This is a genomic window from Limnohabitans sp. Rim28 (assembly GCF_000293865.2).
Classification (GTDB): Bacteria; Pseudomonadota; Gammaproteobacteria; order Burkholderiales; family Burkholderiaceae_C; genus Limnohabitans_A.
In genome coordinates, this window is sequence record NZ_ALKN02000061.1 from 1 (window position 1) to 417 (window position 417).

A 417-nucleotide genomic window follows, 5' to 3' on the forward strand; every position below is an offset into this window, starting at 1 on the left:
CCCTGGCGCAACTGCCCGCCAGTGGCTCAAGCACCCTGGCCACCGAGGCTCAGTTGTTGGCGGTGGAGACCGCGCAAAACACTTTGACCGCCAAGGCCGCGGCGGCGACCGCTGCAGCCACCGCAGCCAACACAGCCGTGACGGCGGCCAACGACGCGGCCACTGCAGCAGGCGAGACCCCCGCCGATTTGTCGGCCATCACCAGCGCAGCTGCTGCTGCCCTGGCCGATGCGGTCACCGTGAGCGCAGCCACCACCGCCAGCGAGACGGCCACAGACGCCGAAGTGGCCAAGTGGGTCACAGCTGCGAATACGGCCAACGCCACACTGACAACGGCGCAAAGCGAACTGGATGCAGCGCAGACGGCGCTTGCTAACGCGCTGAGCGCCATGAGCGACCCGGCCACACCGGCGCAAT

Annotated in this window: 1 pseudogene; it reads left to right on the forward strand. The window is 68.6% G+C overall.

Annotation, left to right across the window (positions count from 1 at the left end):
- Positions 1–417 (forward strand): annotated as a pseudogene (locus tag B472_RS17190) (hypothetical protein); the annotation flags it as partial.